Source organism: Halomonas lysinitropha (assembly GCF_902500215.1).
In the GTDB taxonomy this organism is placed as follows: domain Bacteria; phylum Pseudomonadota; class Gammaproteobacteria; order Pseudomonadales; family Halomonadaceae; genus Halomonas; species Halomonas lysinitropha.
Map to the genome: position 1 here is coordinate 55,209 of NZ_CABVOU010000014.1, position 17,128 is coordinate 72,336.

Here is a 17,128-nt window from a genome sequence, read left to right on the forward strand (position 1 = left end):
ACCCGTTTCAGGCGCCCGGCCGGCGACTCTCGTCGCGCAGTGCTGTCAGGGCGGGCTCCAGGTCCGCGGCCAGTGCGGCCACCGCCGGTCGCGCATGGAAATAGCCCTGCTGGCGTGTAATGCCCGCCCGCGCCAGCCAGAGTGCCTCCCCCCGGGTCTCCACGCCTTCGGCGATCAGCAGGATATCGAGCTCGTCGGCCAGTCGCTTCACGGCCTTCAGCAGGATCTGGCGGCGACGATCACCATCGCAGCCCATGATCAGCTCACGATCGACCTTGAGGTTGTCGGGCGTCAGGTCGGTCAGCAGGTCCAGGTTGGCATAGCCATTGCCGAAGTCGTCCAGGGCCGTGGTAAAGCCCATGGTACGGTAGGCTTGGATAATGTTGAGCAAGTGCTGGCGATCCCTGACCCGTTCAGTCTCGGTGATCTCGAAGACGAGGCGCTCGGTGGGCCAGCCGACCCGCGCCGAGACGTCCAGGGTCGCCTGAATGCAGGCTTCGGGCTCATAGACCGCATTGGGCAGGAAGTTGATCGACAGATTCTCACGCATGCCCAGCGCACTTGCCATCTCGATGGCCCGCACCCGGCATGCCTGGTCAAAACGATAGAGCAGGTCGTCGGTAACCTGCGCGAGGATACTCCAGGCCGACTCGCCCGCCGGCCCCCGTACCAATGCCTCGTAGGTGGTGATTCGTGCCGCATCAACGTCGACAATCGGCTGAAAAGCCATGGTGAACTCGAAGGGCAACTCCCGGTCGCAGCGCCCGCATTCTCCCGCGACTCGTGAACAGCTCGACATCGGCGACTCCTTGTCTGTACTTGTCGGTATATTCCACGGCAAGGGGCTCGAGGAAACCTATGACTGGCCGAGGACAGCTACCAACGACTCACTATCCCAAGCTCGGAAGGGCGACGCAATAGTTGCGCGGCGGGTCCAGTCGGTGACACCGGACAGTTCACCCCGCCTCGGCCAGGGTGTAGTGTCATCATGAACTCCGCCATGAGATGCCAGCTCTTGATCCCCCCGACACGCTGGAGCGAGGTCCCCAGGTCAGCGCCGGCCCGACCGGTCGCTGCCCTGGCAAAACGCTGGACCCAACGCCTGGAGTTCGCAGATGCCCAACAGCCATTTCAGTGATGCCGAAATCGCCGCCGCCCTCGAGGCCTGTGCCCGTGAACCGGTTCACATTCCCGGCGCCATCCAGCCGGCAGGCTGCCTGGTGAGCCTGGATACCGACCTGGAGCGGGTTCGCCAGGTCAGCGCCAATAGCGAGGCCTTCCTGGGTATCAGCGTGGCGGATGCCCTGGCCGCCGAGCCGAGGGAGGTGCTGGGCGACGAGTTGCTGGACCTCCTGGACACTGAACTGGTGAAGCAGGACAGTTCGGCCTGCGTTCTCACCGCCCAGCGCGAGGTGCGGGGCGAACGACGACGCTTCCACGCGGTGGCCTATCACAGTGGCGACGCTATCGTCGTGGAACTGGAACACCTGATGTGCTTGGAAGGGCATCGTCTGCTGGACACGGTGAACAACTGGCTGGTGGAGGTGGGGCAGGTCGACGACATCGATACCCTTCTCGATGTTCTGACGCGACGGGTGCAGGAGCTCACTGGCCACGAACGGGTCATGGTCTACCGTTTCGACGAGAGATGGAACGGCCAGGTGATCGCCGAGACTCGTCTGCCCGAGGCGGAGAGCTTCCTCGATCACCACTTCCCGGCCAGTGACATTCCTGCTCAGGTGCGCCGGCTCTATGACATCAACCGGGTGCGCAGCATCCCCGATGCCTCGGCGCCGGCGGTTCCCCTGGTACCGCCCTGTGGCCCCGGCGAGGCAGCGCCACTGGACATGTCGCGGGGCGTGCTGCGTGCCGTTGCGCCGATTCACCAGGAGTACCTCTTCAACATGGGCGTCGGCGCCTCGCTGTCGATAGCCATGCACGAGGAGGGCAGGCTCTGGGGCCTGCTGGCCTGTCACGGCCTGACACCCAGGCCGCTGGAGGCCGACCTGCGTGATGCCCTGTGCGCCCTGACTCAGATCGCGATGCCACGAATGATGTTGCTTCGCGCGCGCGCCGACACCCAGCTCCTTCATGACATCCACGACAGCAACGAGATTCTCTCCGATGAGAGGGGACGCCTTCTCGGGCCGGATGGCCTGGTCCAGCGTCACGGCACCCAATGGCTAAAGCTCTTGGGTGCCAGTGGCATCGCTCTGGTCACCGGGGAAGAGAGCAGTGGTATAGGTGCCCTTCCAACCGAGGAGAATCTGGTCGCCATGGCCGAATGGCTCAGCCGTAACCAGCGTCATAACATTCTCTGGCACACCCAGGCACTGGCCACGACACCCCTCGCGCCCTGGCAGGAGGGCGACCTCTGCGGCTTGCTCGCCGTGGCCCTGCCCACCGGGTCAGCCCACTGGCTGATGCTGTTCCGCCACGAGCAGCGACAGAGCAGGCGCTGGGCCGGCAAGCCCGAGGATACCCCCATGATCCGAGACGGGCAGCTCATCCTCACGCCACGCCGTTCCTTTAGCCAGTGGCAGGATGAGGTCAGGGGGCAGAGTCGCGCCTGGCGGGATATCGAATGCCGTGCCGCCGGGGACCTGGCCAAGAACCTGGCTGTCCTGACCTCCAACCACGAGATCGCCCAGCTCAATGAAAGGCTTCACGGTGCCAATCGCAAGCTCCAGAGCCTGGCCTACAGCGACAGCCTGACCGGCATCTGGAACCGCTACCGCATGGAACAGGCGATCGACGCCGAACTCAATGCCGCCGAACGCCACGACAGACCCTTCGCCGTGCTGCTGTTCGACATCGACCACTTCAAGCACTTCAATGACACTCAGGGACATGAGGCTGGGGATGAAGTGCTGGTGACGCTTTGCAGTGTCCTGCAGAACCTCCTGCGTCCCACCGACAACCTGGGCCGTTGGGGCGGCGAAGAGTTCCTGGTGCTGGCCAGCGATTGCGACCCGGTCGGCGGCATGCATCTCGCCGAGCGACTGCGGCGGAGCACCGAGGAGCTGGATCTGGGCAAACTGGGCAGGGTGACCATCAGCATCGGCGTGGCCGCCTGGCGACCCGGCGAAAGCCGCAAGACCCTGGTCGCCCGGGCCGACCAGGCCATGTACCGAGCCAAGGAAGGGGGCCGCAACCGGGTGGAGCAGGCACCAGACAGCGCTGCAAAGGCATTCCGCCCATGAACGACCATGCCCCGCCGGGCTCACCGGCGGGGCATGGAAGCACTGGCGGGCGCCGAGTCAGTGGCGAATGATGTAATCGAAGGCACCGAGGGCGGCCTTGGAGCCTTCACCCATGGCAATGACGATCTGCTTGTAGGGCACGGTGGTGACATCGCCGGCGGCGAAGATGCCCGGCACGCTGGTCATGCCATGGGCGTCGACCACGATCTCGCCGCGCTCGGAGAGTTCGATGGGCGAATCCTGCAGCCACTCGGTATTGGGCACCAGGCCGATCTGCACGAACACTCCCTCCAGCTCGACCTTGCGGATCTCGCCGCTGGCGCGCTCCTCGAAGGTGAGACCCTTGACGCGCCTGCCATCGCCATTCACCTCGGTGGTGCGGGCGCCGAGGATGATTTCCACGTTGGAGAGGCTGTGCAGCTTCTTCTGCAGCACCGCATCGGCGCGCATCTCGTCCATGAACTCGACCAGGGTGACGTGGCCGACGATGCCGGCCAGATCGATGGCCGCCTCGACGCCGGAGTTGCCGCCACCGATTACCGCCACGCGCTTGCCCTTGAACAGTGGGCCGTCGCAGTGGGGGCAGTATGCCACCCCCTTGTTGCGGTACTCGGCCTCGCCGGGCACGCCCATCTCGCGCCAACGAGCGCCGGTAGCCAGCACCAGGGTCTTGCTCCTCAGACTGGCCCCGGACGTGAACTGTACCTCGTGCTCCTCACCGGGCTGGCCGGGCAGCAGCTTGACCGCCCGCTGCAGGTTCATGATGTCGACCTCATACTCCTTGACGTGCTCCTCCAGCGCCGCGGCCAGCTTGGGACCCTCGGTGTGGGGCACAGAGATGAGGTTCTCGATGGCCATGGTGTCGAGCACCTGGCCGCCGAAGCGCTCGGCGGCCACCCCGGTGCGGATCCCCTTGCGGGCGGCGTAAACGGCTGCCGCCGCGCCGGCGGGCCCACCGCCGATCATCAGGGTGTCGAAGGTCGGCTTCTCACCTAGCTTGGCGGCCTCACGCTCGGCGGCACCGGTGTCCACCTTGGCGAGGATCTGCTCCAGGCTCATGCGGCCCTGATCGAAGGGCTCGCCGTTGAGGTAGACGCTGGGCACCGACATGATCTCGCGCTGCTTCACCTCATCCTGGAACAGCGCACCGTCGATGGCGACGTGGTGGACACCCGGGTTGAGGATGGCCATCAGGTTCAACGCCTGGACCACGTCCGGACAGTTCTGGCAGGAGAGCGAGAAGTAGGTCTCGAAGCGCATCTCACCCTCGAGGCCCTTGATCTGCTCGACCACCTCATCCGAGGCCTTGGGCGGGTGACCGCCGACCTGCAGCAGCGCCAGCACCAGGGAGGTGAACTCGTGGCCCATGGGCAGGCCGGCGAACATCACGCCGGTCTCCTCGCCGGGGCGATTGAGCGCGAAGGAGGGACGGCGCGCGTCCTGGCCATCGAGCTTCAGGGTGATCTTGTCGGTCAGGCCGACGATATCGGTAAGAAGGCCATGCAGCTCCTTCGACTTGGCGCCGTCATCGAGGGACGCGACGATCTCGAAGGGCTGGGTGACCTTTTCCAGATAGGCTTTGAGCTGGCTTTTCAGATTGTCGTCCAACATGACAGCGTCAATCCTTCATGTTCGGGTATCGGGGTGGAGGCATGAGGGGACCGGGACATCCCATGCGGGGAGGCCCAGTTCGCTCATGCTTCCGGAAATCAGGGCCCGGGCAGGGGATACCCGGGCGGGGGCAGGCGTGGCCGGGACGGGCCTCGCCGGCAGGGGGCTCTTAGATCTTGCCGACCAGGTCCAGGGACGGGGAGAGGGTCGCTTCGCCTTCTTCCCACTTAGCCGGGCAGACTTCGTTCGGGTTGGCGCGCACGTACTGGGCGGCCTTGACCTTGCGCAACAGCTCTTCGGCGTTACGGCCGATATTGCCGGCGTTCAGCTCGATGATCTGGATCTTGCCGTCGGGATCGACCACGAAGGTACCGCGCTCGGCGACGCCATCTTCCTCGATCAGCACCTCGAAGTTGCGCGAGATGGTGTGAGTCGGATCGGCCAGCATCGGATACTGCAGTTTGTTGATGGTCTCGGAGCTGTCGTGCCACGCCTTGTGAGTGAAGTGGGTGTCGGTGGAGACGCTATAGATCTCGACGCCCAGCTTCTTGAATGCCTCATAGTTGTCTGCCAGATCGCCCAGCTCGGTGGGGCAGACGAAGGTGAAGTCGGCCGGATAGAAGAAGAAGATATTCCACTGCCCCTTCAGGCTCTCCTCGGAGACATCGATGAACTCGCCGTTGTAGTAGGCGGTGGCATTGAACGGCTTGACTTCGGTGTTCAGCAGCGACATTCGGTAGTGCTCCTTTCGACTTTCGTTGAATACGTGGCGGCGATACGAGGCGCATGATAGCCCGCATCACTCGATAGCGTAAATTGAATGGCGCCATCACCCTGATAATTCAACCCTATGGAGATGACGATTCAGCGTCAGCCGATGCTCACCGCCTCGCCCTGACGATCGAAGGCCAGGAACTGGGAAATGTTGCCCATCTTGAGCGACTCCACCATGCGGTTGAGGTGCTGCTCGGCCTGGGCCTGGGCGTCCTCACCGGCCAGGGCTGCCACGAAGACGATGTCCCAGTCGGCCCCGGTCTCCCGGGATTCCGCCACCAGCGCGGCCATGTCGGACAGCGTCTCGGGAGCCTTGTCGACGCAGACCACCGGCGTCAGCACGCCGCCCTCGCCCTGCTCGAAGCGACGCCGCTGCACCTCGTTGGGATGGTCCGGCAGTTCGGCGCGGGTGAAGACGAACAGCAGGCGCTGCGGCTCTGGCTGGGAACGTGCTTCGTCCAGCAGGTCGGCAAAACAGGAAATGGCCACGGGTACTCCTCCGGATCGGGATGATATCGTGGCGGCAGCGTAACGGGCCGGCTCCGCTTCGGAAAGGGGTATTCTCGGCCCATGCGACCCAGATCACGTTCCGGAGCGCCGATGCCCCCCCCTACCCCACCGCTGGCCCGTCAGCTGCGTGATGCCACCCGAGAAGCACACCGCGCGCTGGACCACCATCCGGCCCTGCAGCGCCTGCTCGCCGCGAGACTGACGCGGGAGGACTATGCCGCCTCGCTGCTGGCCCTGTATCCCGCCCATGCGGCGCTGGAGACCGCGGTCTGCGAGGAGATCGAGCGGCTCGGCCTGGGGCTCGAGATGCCGCGGCGTCTGGCGCGCCTCGCCGATGACCTCGGCAGCCTCGGCCTGACCCCGCAGGCGGCTGCCGTCAATGCCCTGTATCCCCCGGGTTCTGTCGCCACCCTGGTGGGCCGGCTCTATGTGCTGGAGGGCTCACGCCTGGGAGGGCGGGTAATCGCGGAGCGCCTGCGCCGCACCCTGGGCCCCGAGGTGCCGCACGCCTTCTTCTCCCTGGACATGGCCCCCGGGGAGTGGCTGCGGCGACTGGCCGAACTCGAGGCGCTCTGCCCACACGACGACCGGGACGCCGCCGAAGCGGGCGCCCACGAGGCATTCGCCCGATTCCGCTACCACCTGGACACCCGTTTCCAACTGCTGCAGCCCCATGGCTAGCGGGACACCATCGCCGAGCGCAGACGAAGTTCCAGGCATCGCTCATAGAGCCCTTGGCGACCAGGGGCCCTCTCTTCTGGCCCAGATGGCTGACCCCGCAGCTCAGTGTCTGTCCCGCTCCAGGACACCGATGACCTCCGGCACGGATAGCCCCTGATCCTCGATGGCGGCGTAGAGATCGCGAACGCCCGTCGCCACGCCACGCGCTACGCCGAGTTCGTCGGTCATGGCGTGGTAGTAGCCGATATCCTTGCTGGCGTTGGCCACGCTGAAGCGGAAGCCCGAGGGGTCGCCGCGCTCGATATAGGGCCTCAGGCGCTCGAGGATGACACCGCCCCCGCCGCCCTTGCCGAGCACCTCGAGCAGGGCCGTGTCGTCGATGCCGGCACGACGCGAGGCCGCCGTGGCCTCCGCGAGTACCGCCGAGAATCCCAGGGAGACATAGTTGTGCAGCAATTTGAGGGTATGCCCGGCTCCGACGCCTCCCGCATGGGCGATGTTCTCGGCAAAGTCCTCTAGCAGGGGTTTCACCTCGGCGAGCAGGTCCGCGGGGGCGCCGACGATCAGATTGAGGCGCCCCTCCTCGGCTTCCTTCGGGGTACGGGTCATGGCCGCATCCATGAAGCGCCCACCGGCCTCGCTGACGCGCTGCGCGACACGCTCGGTGGAACTGGGCAGGGCCGTGGAACAGTCGATCACGAGACTCCCCGGGGCCAGCCCCTCCAGGACACCCCCCGGCTGGAAGAGGACCGCCTCCACCTGGGGGGAGCCGGTGACGCAGAGCAGGATCACGTCAGCGTCCTCGGCGACCTCGCACCCCGACGCCTTCGCCACCGCTCCGGCATCCAGCAGGTCATCCACCGGCTGATTGCCGGGATGCTCGAGGAAACACAGCCGGTGGCCGCCCTTGAGAATATTGCGGGCGATGCCGTGGCCCATCAGGCCCAGGCCTACCATGCCGACACGAAAGGTATGACTCATCAGCTTGCTCCAGAATGGGTGGGATGATCCCGGTCTCAGCCGTGGCGGATGGCGACCGTCTTGATGCGGGTATAGCTTCTCAGGCCCTCGAAGCCCTTCTCGCGGCCATGGCCGGAGCGACCGACACCCCCGAAGGGCAACTCGATCCCGCCCGCCGCCCCGTAGTTGTTGATGAAGACCTGGCCGCTGCGAATGCCCTTGGCGAGCCGTAACTGCCGTCCACCGTCACGCGTCCAGATGCCGGCGCATAACCCAAAGTCGGTAGCATTGGCCAAGGCCAGCGCCTCGGCTTCATCGTCGAAGACCTGCACCGCCAGTACGGGCCCGAACAGCTCTTCTTGCAGCACCTCATGACCCTCGGGGATGTCGGTCAGCAGTTGGGGGGTCACGTAGTACCCCCCAGCCGGTGCTCCTTCCGCCATTCGCCCGTGGGCCAGAGTGCGAATGCCGTCGTCGCGGGCTGCTTCCAGGCGAGCCTCCAGCCTGGCCTTCTGTCGTGCATTGATCAGCGGGCCGCAGTCAGCGTCCGCTTCGCCGGCATCGCAGCGCAGGGTCTCGAACCGTTCGGCCAGCCGCTCCAGCACCTTATCGGCAATGTCGCGCTGCACCAGCAGGCGACTCCCCGCGGAGCAGGTCTGGCCGGCGTTCTGGATGATGCCGCGCACCACGAAGGGTAGCGCCGCCTCCAGGTCCGCATCGGCGAAGAGAAGCTGCGGGGACTTGCCGCCCAGCTCCATGGTCACCGGGACGTGATGTGTCGCCGCAGCCTGAGCCACCAGGGTGCCGGTCTCCGGCGAGCCGGTGAAAGAGAGGTGATCGATATGCGGGTGTGCCGCCAGGGCGGCCCCCGCCTCTCGACCCAGACCGGGCACAACATTGAGCACTCCCGCCGGCAAACCGTGCTCCACGGCCAGCTCGGCGAGGCGCAGCACGCTCAGGCAGGCGTCCTCGGCGGGTTTGAGCACCACGGCATTACCGGCCGCCAGTGCCGCGGCGACGCAGCGGCCGAAGATCTGGGCGGGGTAGTTCCAGGGAATGATCTGGGCGCAGACGCCGTAGGGCTCGCGCAACGTCATCACCGCAAAGTCGTTCTCGAAGGGAATCGTCTCGCCGTGCAGCTTGTCGGCGGCCCCGCCGTAGAAGCGGAAGTAGCGCGCACAGGCAGTGATATCACCACGGGCCTGGGTCATCGGCTTGCCCGTGTCGAGGCACTCCAGGGCCGACAACCTCTCATGATCGGCCTCGATGGCCGCGGCGAAGCCCAGCAGCCACTCGCTGCGGCGTCGCGCCGCCCATTGCGACCAGTCGCCCAGTTGACCGGAAAAGGCCAGGCATGCCGCCTCGACGGCCTGGTCGATCTCTGCTCCCTCGCAGCGGGCGATCCGCGCGATCGTCTTGCCGTGGGAAGGTGCCTCCACGTCCAGGGTCGAGCGGGTGTCAACCCAGGCGCCACCGATCAGGGCATGGTGGTAGGGCATCTCGGGTAAGGACTGCACGTCGTGGACTCCTTGTCATGGTTGTCTTCGCCACCCCGACAGGATTCCGGTAGCGGCGTACCTTTAATTCAATACAGCAGGTCGACCAGTCCCATGGATATCCAGGGCATATAGGTGATCCCCATGAGGCAGGCCAGCACTACCAGCACGAAAGGCACCAGCCAGGGCAGCATCTCGTCGATGGAGATCTTGGCCACCGCACAGGCGGCGAAGAGGTTCACACCCAGTGGCGGGGTAATCATGCCCAGAGCAAGATTGACGACCATGATCAGCCCGAAATGCACCGGCTGAATGCCGAACTGGATAGCGATCGGCGTCAGGATCGGCGCCAGCACCAGAATCGCCGCCGAGGTCTCGATGAACATCCCCACCATCAGCAGCAACCCATTGACGGCCAGCAGGAAGGCCCAGGGGCTCTCGAACACCTGATTCACCCAGGCGGCGATCTCGCCCGGCAAGCCCGAACGGCTGATCAAGAAGCTGAACAGGGCCGCCGCGGCGATGATCAGCATCACCGCCGCCGTGGATATCACGCTCTGGCGCAGGATCGGCCAGAGATCCTTCAGACGCAGCTCGCGGTAGAGCAGTCCGCCCACCGCCAAGGCATAGAAGACCGCCACCGCCGAGGCTTCGGTGGGCGTGAAGATACCGCCATAGATCCCGCCGATCACCACCACCGGCATCAGGATGGCCGCCCAGGCACGCTTGAAGGCCACCGTAAAGTGGCTGCGATCCTCGCGATCCTGCAGGCCATAGCCACGCAGCTTGCAGAAGAGGTAAAGAAACAGCAGCAAGGCACCACCGATCAGCACCCCGGGGCCGATACCGGCGATGAACAGCTGACCGATGGAGGTATCGGTGCTGACGCCATAGAGGATCAACGGAATCGAGGGGGGGATCAGCACGCCCAGTTCGGCGGAGGACGCCTGAATGGAGGCCGCCAGTGGCGTGGGATAGCCATGGCGCACCATGGCCGGGATCAGGATGGCGCCGATGGCGAAGGTCGTGGCCACGCTCGACCCCGATACCGCAGCAAACATCATGCAGGTCAACACGCAGGTCATGGCCAGGCCGCCCTGGACACCGCCGACGATGGACTTGGCCAGATCGACCAGGCGGCTGGATATCCCTCCCGAGGCCATCAGGTTGCCGGCCAGAATGAAGAACGGAATGGCCATCAAGGGGAAATGGTCGATGCCCACGAAGACCTGTTGCGGCACCATCAGCAGAGGCAGTCGCGAGAAGAATTCGATACCGATGATCGAGGCCAGGATGATCGAGATGGCAATGGGAACGCCGAAGGCAAAGAGGATGATCAGCGAGAGGCCAATGACGAGGTTCATGGACGATCACCTCCGTTGACCGATCTATCGCCGGTCTCCCCCTCGGCCAGGGTGGAGCGCGCCTTTTGAACCACATCCGCCTCCACCTCCACCTCGGGAGCCAGATTGCTGTTCTCCGGGCCCAGCTTCTCCAGCCCGAGGCCCTGGGAAATCAATCGGGCGATCACCGCTACCATGGCGAAGGCACTCCCGGTGGGAATCGCGGCATAGGACCAGGCGATGGACATGCCCAGGCCCGAGAGCATCTGGCTGCGTACCCGAAGCGTCATCTGGATGCCGTAAACCATCAGGACACCGAGAACCAGCAGACAGCAGGCGCCGATGACTATCTCGAGCGCCAGCAGGGTTCGACGCGGTACCAGCTTGTAGACCAGTTCCACGGCCATCATGTAGCCACCACGGAAGGTGGCCGCCGCCCCCATGAACACGCACCAGATCATGGTGGAACGCGAGATCACTTCCGACCAGGTGGAGGGCGCGTTGAAGATGAAGCGCGTCAGAACCTGAAAGAAACCCAGCGACACGGAGATGATCAGCATCACCACCGCGATCACCAGCGCTAGCCGGGTCAGCAGGCTTTCCAGGCGAAGAAACCAGGAGAGCATCGGGATCACCTTGTCAGGAAAAGGAAACCTCCGGCGTGGTCGCCGGAGGTTGGGTGGGATCAGCAGTCGCTGGCGCGGATACGATCCAGCATCTCGCTGCCGTACTCATCGGTATAGATCTCGTAGGCGGGTTCGACCGCCTCCTGGAACGGCGCCGGGTCGACATCGGTCTTGACGGTCATGCCCTTCTCACGCAGCAGCGCCACACCTTCTTCCTCGAGACGGCTGACTTCCTCGCGAGTGGCTTCGGCCGACGCTTGAGCGGCCTGGTTGAACCACTCGCGCTCTTCGTCGCTCAGGCCATCGAGCAGGATCGGCGACCCCAGGATGGCAGCGGGCGAATAGACGTGTCCGGTGAGCGACAGATGATCCTGCACCTCCCAGAAGTTGGTCGCCACGATCACCGTGATGGGGTTCTCCTGGCCATCCACGGTGCCCTGCTGCAGCGCCGTGAAGAGCTCGGGAAACGCCATCGGCGTAGGGCTGGCGCCCAACTGCCGGAAGGCTTCCTGGTGCACCCGGTTCTCCATGGTGCGCACCTTCAGCCCTTCCGCATCCTCCGGCGTATTGATCTCACGCAGGCTGTTGGTCATGTGGCGAAAGCCATTCTCCGACCAGGCCAGGCCGACCAGGTTATGGTCACTCATCTTGGTCAACAGTTCTTCGCCGATCTCGCCATCGAGCACACAGCGCGCCTGGTCGTAGTCCTCGAACAGGAACGGCAGGTCGAGTACATAGGTCTCGGGCACGAAGTTGCCCAGCGGCCCGGTGGAGGTGATGACCACATCCACGGTGCCGATCTGCAGGCCTTCGATCATCGCCCGCTCGCCACCGAGCGAACCGGAAGGATGTTCGTTGACCGTGAACTCACCATCAGAGAGCCGCTCCAGCGTCTCCTTGAAGGCATCGGCGCCCACCGAGTAATGAGAGCTGTCCGACAGGGTGTGCCCCAGGGTCACCTCGGTGGCGGCCTGGACCTGGAGACTAAGCGCCGTGGCGGTCAGACCGCCGATAGCGACGGCGAGCGTGCGGCGTGCGAAATGCTTGGTCATAGTGATTCCTCTTTGTTGTTGTCGGGACGACGAGAGCCTCGGCGTTCTCGTCCCGCATCCAGATCGGCACCCTGACGGATGCCGGTTTCACGAGCGTTCCCGGATGAACGCCTCGATGATCTCCCGGAGATTCCGGTCGCCCTCGAACCCCAGTCGCCGGGCCTTGGCGGTGTCGAAACGCGCCGGCCAGTTGGAGACGATGGCGGTGATAGCCTCGTCCGGCTCATGACGTACCCTGGACACGGCCTCTTCACCGGCCACTTCGCCCAGGGCCTCGAGCATCTCGGCCACGGTTACCGTGATGCCCGGCAGCATGAAGGCACGGAAGGGAGCCCAGTCTGTCCGTGGCACCTCGGCGCCGTGGATCAACGCCTCGATCACCCGGCCGGGCGACATCACGAACAGCGCCAGGTCGGTCGGTACGGGACAGGTCGCCTCCTCGCCGTTCAAGGGCTCGCGCAGGATGCTCGAGGCGAAGCTGGAGGCCGCCGCATTGGGGCGCCCGGGGCGAATGGTGATGGTCGGCAGGCGCAGGACACGGCCATCGACGAGGCCGCGACGGCCGTAGTCATTGATCAACAGCTCGCACATGGCCTTCTGGGTGCCGTAGGAATTCTGCGGCTGCAGGGCGGTCATGTCGTCGAGGATGTCGGGCAGGTCGCCGCCGTAGGCAGCCACCGAGCTGGCCATGATCAGGCGCGTCTCCGCAAGGGCATGGTGTCGGCAGCCCTCCAAGAGCGCCCGGGTGGCATCGAAGTTGACCCGCATCCCCAGGTCCAGGTCGCCCTCGGCGGCGGAACTGACCACCGCCGCCAGGTGGTAGATCACCGTCGGCCGCTCGGCCAGGAGGGCATCCAGTGCCCGGGGCGCGGTGATGTCCATGGCCAGGGGGACTATCTCCACATCGGTCGCGGTCGGTACCTGCGGCTCGACCTGGTCGATCAGGGTCAGGCGGCGTATCGCCTGGCCGTCGAGTTCGCCCCGCTCGAGCAGTCGGGCGAGGAGGCGTTGTCCGAGAAATCCGGCGCCGCCGGTGATGACGATATGCATGCTGATCCTGTTCCTGTTGTCGTTGTATGGCTGTCGAGAGGCGCCGTGGGGTATCAGGGCACCAACCCATGCTCGCGTCCCCAGACCAGCCCCTCGCGGGTACCCGCGGCCGGCCGATACTCACAGCCGATCCAGCCAGCGTAGCCGAGGGCCTCGAGACGATCGAAGATGGCCGGATAATGCACCTCGCCGACATCCGGCTCGTGACGCTGGGGTACCCCGGCGATCTGGACATGACCGATCCGGTCGAATTGCCGTTCCAGGTGCTTGATCAGGTCGCCGTCCATGATCTGGCAGTGGTAGAGATCGAACTGAAGACGCAGGCTGGGGTGGTTCACTTCCTCCAGCACTGCCATGGCCTGGGCCTGGCGGGACAGAAAGAAGCCGGGGATGTCGCGGGTGTTGATCGGCTCGATCAACAGCTCGCGACCCGCTCTGGCCGCTTCTCCGGCGGCGAAGCGCAGGTTGTCGATATAGGTCGCGTGGTGGGCCGCTCGGGTCGCCTCGTCGGCTTCCGGCGGCAGCAGGCCCGCCATGGCATGCACCCTGGGACAGGCCAGGACCTCGGCATAGCGCAATGCCTCGACCATCGAGTCGCGAAACTCGGCCTCGCGTCCGGGCAGGCTGGCCAGTCCCCGCTCACCCGCCTCCCAGTCTCCGGGCGGCAGGTTGAACAGCACCTGCTCGAGGCCGGCCTCATCCAGGGCGGCCTTGATGTCCTCGGGGGAATGGGCATAGGGAAACAGATACTCCACGCCACGAAAGCCTGCCTCGGCGGCCGCGGCGAAGCGGTCGAGGAAATCATGCTCGTTGAACAGCATGCTCAGGTTGGCGGCCAGTCGAATCATGGTCGGGTCCTTGTGGAATCGGATCAGTCGCGGGGGAAGCGGGCCTCGAGCTCGGCCACCTGCTCAGGGGTCAGGGCGCGCGGGTTGCGGCCGTGCAGCAGCAGGTAGAGCTTGGCGGTCTCTTCCAACTCCTCGGTGGCGTAGACCGCCGCTTCCAGGCTCTTGCCGGCCACCACCGGGCCATGGTTGGCCAACAGCACCGCGCTGTGCTTCCCCGCCAGGCCACGCACGGCATCCCCCAGGGCAGGGTCACCCGGGATGTGGTAGGGGACCAGCGGCAGACGACCGACACGCATCACGTAGTAGGCGGTCAGGGGGGGGATGCAGTCACTGCGATCGATATCCGGCAGGCAGGAGACCGCCACGGAATGGGTCGAATGCAGATGCACGATGGCCTCGGACTGGGGACGTTCGGCATACATGGCCATGTGCAGGAAGTGCTCCTTGGTCGGCTTGTCACCCTCCTGCCAGCGTCCCTCGCCGTCGAGCCGCGAGATTCGTGCCGGGTCGAGGCGCCCCAGGCAAGCGTTGGTGGGCGTCATCAGCCAGCCGCCGTCGTCCAGCCGCAAGCTGATGTTGCCGCTGGAGCCCATGGTCAGGCCCCTGTCGAACAGCGACTTTCCCAGCGTGGCGATCTGTTCACGCAGTCGCGTCTCGTCGTGTCGGCTCATGCTCTCCCCTCTCCTGAGGTCATTTGCTCCAGCATGGTGAAGGCCCGAGTGAAGAAATCCTTTCCGCCGAAGTTGCCGGACTTGAGCGTCAGTGACAGCGGCGCCTCTCGGCCAGGCCAGGGGGTCTGCGTCCAGGGCACCCCCGGATCGATCTGGCCACCAATCCGCAGCTGACGGACGCCCAGCGCCGAGACCACCGCACCCGACGTCTCACCGCCGGCGACCACCAACCTGCCGACGCCCTCATCAACCAGCGTGCGCGCCAGCTGGCCCATGGCCTGCTCCACCGCCTCACCCGCGCGCTCGACGCCCAGCACCGCCTGGGCGGCCTTGACCCGTTCTGGATCGGCAGAGGCATAGACCAGCACCGGCTCACCCGCGGCGAGATGCTCGCGGGCGAAGGCCAGGGCCTCGGCCAGGTGGGTCTCGCCCTCGGCCAACGCCAGCGGGTTCAGCGCAAAACCGGGATGGCGCGTAAGGAAATGCTCCACCTGGCCAAGCGTGGCGCGTGAACAACTGCCGGAGAGCACCAGCGCGCTGCCGGCGCTGGGCGAAAGCCGCCCTGGTTCGGAGACCTCCTCCAACCAGCCGCGGTGGCGATACTGCTCGGGCAGCGCCTGACCCAGGCCGGAGCCACCGGTCACCAGGGGGTAATCGACAAGTGCCTCGGCGAGCACCTCGAGATCCTGGTCGTCGAGGGTGTCGCAGATCACATGGCGCACGCCCTGCTCCGCCAGGAACCGAAGGTGGTCGCGCGTGGCATCAGCACCAGCTGCCAGCACCGGTCGTGCTGCCAGGCCAACCGCTTGGAGGGTCTGGCGACCCAGCACCCGCACCAGATCGGCGTCGCGCATGGGGTTGAGGGGATGATGTTGCATGCCACTCTCATTGAGCAGCCGGTCGCCGACGAAGAGGTGACCCTGATAGACGGTGCGTCCGTTGGCCGGGAAGGCCGGCACCATCACCGTCTGGGTACTGCCCAGCCGCTCCAGCAGGGCATCGGCGACCGGGCCGATATTGCCGGCGTCGGTGGAATCGAAGGTCGAGCAGTACTTGAAGAAACTCTGCCGGGCGCCCTGGGCCTGCAGCCACGCCAGCGCCGCCAGGGACTCTTCCACGGCTTCGCCGGCCGGGCAGGAACGGGACTTCAGCGCCACCACCACCGCATCGACATCGTTCAGCGCGATCTCTCCTTCCGGCACACCGATCACCTGCAGGCAGCGCATGCCGCTGCGCACCAGGTTGTTGGCAAGGTCGGTGGCCCCGGTGAAGTCGTCGGCGATGGCACCCAACACGATGCTCATGGTCAGGCCTCCCCCTCGTCGTTGGCGGCTTCGGGCAGCGTGATGCCCGACAACCGCTCGTAGACCTTGATCACCGCCGCATCATCCTCGCGACCGAAACCGGCGCCCTTGGCCGCCGTGAACTGCTGAAGTGCTGAAGATGCCACCGGCGTCGGCAGGGCCAGCTCGCGGCCGGTGTCGTGGACGATATTGAGGTCCTTGACGAAGATGTCGACGGCGGATAGTGGCGTATAGTCTCCCTTGAGGATATGCGGCACCCGGTTCTCGAACATCCAGGAATTGCCCGCCGAATGGGTGATCACCTCATAGACGGTCTCCGGATTGAGACCCATGCGGATGCCCAGGGCCATGGCCTCGGCGGCGGTGGCGATATGCACGCCGGCGAGCAGCTGGTTGACCAGCTTCATGCTCGATCCGATGCCGGCCTCGTCACCCAGCCGATAGACGGTGGCGGCCATGCCGTCGAGGGCCGGGGCGGCCTTGTCGAAGGCTGTCGGCGAGCCGGAGGCCATCACCGACAGCTGCCCGGCAAGCGCCTTGGCGGCTCCGCCGCTGATCGGTGCATCGAGCATCTCGACCCCGGCCTGAGCCAGTCGCTCACCTAACCGGCGGGCGAAGCTGGGGGCCACCGTAGCGCACTGCAGGACCACCTTACCCGGGGCAAGGGCGTCCACCAGGCCCTGGTCACCGAACAGCACTTGCTCGACCTGATCGGCATTGACGACCACCAGCAGCACGATGTCGCAGTGAGCCGCCAATTCCGCGGGAGTCGCGGCGCCGCGCCCCCCCTTGGCCTCGAAGGCTTGGCGTGCCTGGGCCGATACATCACAGCCGGTCACCGCAAGCCCCTGTTCGAGCAGTGCGGTGGCCGTACCCATGCCCATGGCCCCTAGACCAACGACCCCTATGCGAGGCGTGCTTGCGGAAATGTCGCTCACCTTTCGATCTCCCGGTGGTCGCGTGCTTGTCTATGTCCTTTATTTCATGGTGGTAGCGCTA

At 65.5% G+C, this 17,128-nt stretch carries 16 protein-coding genes; 2 read left to right on the top strand and 14 right to left on the bottom strand.

From position 1 onward, the window contains the following. Nucleotides 1–7: 7 nt before the first annotated feature. A complete protein-coding gene (locus HALO32_RS00350; protein WP_151441794.1) occupies nt 8–799 on the bottom strand; it encodes an EAL domain-containing protein in 792 nt (263 codons plus the stop codon). 316 nt (nt 800–1,115) lie between these two features. On the opposite strand from HALO32_RS00350, the gene HALO32_RS00355 reads away from it, so the two are divergent. After that, the gene (locus tag HALO32_RS00355; RefSeq protein ID WP_151441795.1) at nt 1,116–3,203 is read left to right on the top strand and encodes a sensor domain-containing diguanylate cyclase; all 2,088 of its coding nucleotides are present in this window, start codon (nt 1,116–1,118) and stop codon (nt 3,201–3,203) included. Between the two features lie 57 nt (nt 3,204–3,260). Here HALO32_RS00355 and ahpF read toward each other — a convergent pair whose 3' ends face one another. From ahpF to HALO32_RS00370, 3 genes are all read right to left on the bottom strand, one after another. Next, nucleotides 3,261–4,814 carry an alkyl hydroperoxide reductase subunit F gene (gene ahpF / locus HALO32_RS00360; protein ID WP_151441796.1) on the bottom strand — a complete coding sequence of 518 codons (1,554 nt, stop codon included), beginning with the start codon at nt 4,812–4,814 and terminating at the stop codon, nt 3,261–3,263. A gap of 169 nt (nt 4,815–4,983) precedes the next feature. Next, nucleotides 4,984–5,547, bottom strand: coding sequence for an alkyl hydroperoxide reductase subunit C (gene ahpC / locus HALO32_RS00365; RefSeq protein ID WP_151441797.1), 564 nt, complete (start codon nt 5,545–5,547; stop codon nt 4,984–4,986). 137 nt (nt 5,548–5,684) lie between these two features. Continuing rightward, the gene (locus tag HALO32_RS00370; RefSeq protein WP_151441798.1) at nt 5,685–6,077 is read right to left on the bottom strand and encodes a ribonucleotide reductase subunit alpha; all 393 of its coding nucleotides are present in this window, start codon (nt 6,075–6,077) and stop codon (nt 5,685–5,687) included. Nucleotides 6,078–6,188: 111 nt separating this feature from the next. Here HALO32_RS00370 and HALO32_RS00375 point away from each other — a divergent pair, with 111 nt between their 5' ends. Then, nucleotides 6,189–6,779 carry a biliverdin-producing heme oxygenase gene (locus tag HALO32_RS00375; protein ID WP_192576402.1) on the top strand — a complete coding sequence of 197 codons (591 nt, stop codon included), beginning with the start codon at nt 6,189–6,191 and terminating at the stop codon, nt 6,777–6,779. Between the two features lie 102 nt (nt 6,780–6,881). On the opposite strand, the gene HALO32_RS00380 is transcribed toward HALO32_RS00375, so the two are convergent. The 10 genes from HALO32_RS00380 to ltnD form a co-directional block, all read right to left on the bottom strand. After that, nucleotides 6,882–7,760, bottom strand: a complete 879-nt coding sequence (locus HALO32_RS00380) for an NAD(P)-dependent oxidoreductase (protein ID WP_151441800.1) — start codon at nt 7,758–7,760, stop codon at nt 6,882–6,884. A 35-nt stretch (nt 7,761–7,795) separates the two neighbouring features. Continuing rightward, complete coding sequence (locus HALO32_RS00385) at nt 7,796–9,256, bottom strand: aldehyde dehydrogenase family protein (RefSeq protein WP_225809602.1); 1,461 nt, start codon at nt 9,254–9,256, stop codon at nt 7,796–7,798. Nucleotides 9,257–9,324: 68 nt separating this feature from the next. Next, the gene (locus tag HALO32_RS00390; RefSeq protein WP_040183504.1) at nt 9,325–10,599 is read right to left on the bottom strand and encodes a TRAP transporter large permease; all 1,275 of its coding nucleotides are present in this window, start codon (nt 10,597–10,599) and stop codon (nt 9,325–9,327) included. Then, a complete protein-coding gene (locus HALO32_RS00395) occupies nt 10,596–11,204 on the bottom strand; it encodes a TRAP transporter small permease (RefSeq protein WP_151441801.1) in 609 nt (202 codons plus the stop codon). Before HALO32_RS00395 ends, HALO32_RS00390 begins: the two co-directional genes overlap by 4 nt. Nucleotides 11,205–11,263: 59 nt before the next feature. Beyond that, nucleotides 11,264–12,256, bottom strand: a complete 993-nt coding sequence (locus tag HALO32_RS00400) for a TRAP transporter substrate-binding protein (RefSeq protein ID WP_151441802.1) — start codon at nt 12,254–12,256, stop codon at nt 11,264–11,266. Nucleotides 12,257–12,343: 87 nt separating this feature from the next. Next, on the bottom strand, nt 12,344–13,306 hold the full coding sequence (gene denD, locus HALO32_RS00405) for a D-erythronate dehydrogenase (protein WP_151441803.1): 963 nt from the start codon (nt 13,304–13,306) through the stop codon (nt 12,344–12,346). A gap of 53 nt (nt 13,307–13,359) precedes the next feature. After that, a complete protein-coding gene (gene otnI, locus HALO32_RS00410; protein WP_151441804.1) occupies nt 13,360–14,154 on the bottom strand; it encodes a 2-oxo-tetronate isomerase in 795 nt (264 codons plus the stop codon). A gap of 23 nt (nt 14,155–14,177) precedes the next feature. After that, complete coding sequence (gene otnC, locus HALO32_RS00415; RefSeq protein WP_151441805.1) at nt 14,178–14,825, bottom strand: 3-oxo-tetronate 4-phosphate decarboxylase; 648 nt, start codon at nt 14,823–14,825, stop codon at nt 14,178–14,180. Then, a complete protein-coding gene (gene otnK / locus HALO32_RS00420; RefSeq protein ID WP_151441806.1) occupies nt 14,822–16,129 on the bottom strand; it encodes a 3-oxo-tetronate kinase in 1,308 nt (435 codons plus the stop codon). The genes otnC and otnK overlap by 4 nt, the downstream gene beginning before the upstream one ends. 2 nt (nt 16,130–16,131) lie before the next feature. Continuing rightward, entirely contained in the window at nt 16,132–17,058 is a 927-nt protein-coding gene (gene ltnD / locus HALO32_RS00425) for an L-threonate dehydrogenase (RefSeq protein WP_267902479.1), read from the bottom strand. Between the last annotated feature and the right edge of the window lie 70 nt (nt 17,059–17,128).